A 736-nucleotide genomic window follows, 5' to 3' on the forward strand; every position below is an offset into this window, starting at 1 on the left:
CGGCGTGCGGACAAGTTTGGATCCGCGGCAATGAGGCCTGTGATCGCCTCCTCCAACTCGGAAAGTTGCCTTTCGATAAACGCCAACCGGGCCTTTGACTGGCGTTTGAGGACATTGTTCTGAGCTGCGGAGGCTCGGTTGCTCGCAGCTGTCCGTTCTTTGACAAGCGCCAACCTGGCCACATGTAGCTCTCTGAGATCGTTCATCATCTCTCCGCGCACCGGACGTGATGGCAGATCAAGCGCAAGTCCCATGCGGGCCAACAGCATGGCATCGACCCGATCGGTCTTGGCCTGGGTTCCCGTGGCTTCGGCAAAGCGGCGCGCCTGCCTGGGATTGACCTTGACGAGCGCATGCTCCGCCTTGGCCAGTGCGTCCTCCATCCCGCGGTGATACGGGCCGGTTGGCTCGTAGACGAGCCGCAATTCTCCGGCACGGCCAATCCACTTCAGAAGGGCCTTGAAGCCGGTCTTGTCATTATCAAAGACCGCGTGCTGGCGATCCGAGAGACGGTAYGTGTCCAGCTGGTCTTTCGAGATATCGATACCGATGATATCCTGCATCTGTCTTTTCCTTACCTCTGCTTGTCATGCAGGCCCAAAGCCCTGCTATCCGTTCAGGTCATGAGAAAAGACGGGGGCGATCACACTACCGCACGGCCCAGAACGGCCGACCCATTCCCGATCCGTCCCCCGCCGCTTCCCGGCATGTTTGGGGAGCCGGGAAGCGGCTCCCT

1 protein-coding gene is annotated in these 736 nt (G+C 60.1%); it reads right to left on the reverse strand.

The window, feature by feature from the left end:
• The coding region (locus FEV53_RS20475) for an IS110 family transposase (protein ID WP_142836431.1) at window positions 1-563 on the reverse strand (563 nt) is incomplete at its 3' end.
• Window positions 564-736: the final 173 nt, after the last annotated feature.

It is taken from the genome of Palleronia caenipelagi (assembly GCF_007004065.1).
Classification (GTDB): Bacteria; Pseudomonadota; Alphaproteobacteria; order Rhodobacterales; family Rhodobacteraceae; genus Palleronia; species Palleronia caenipelagi.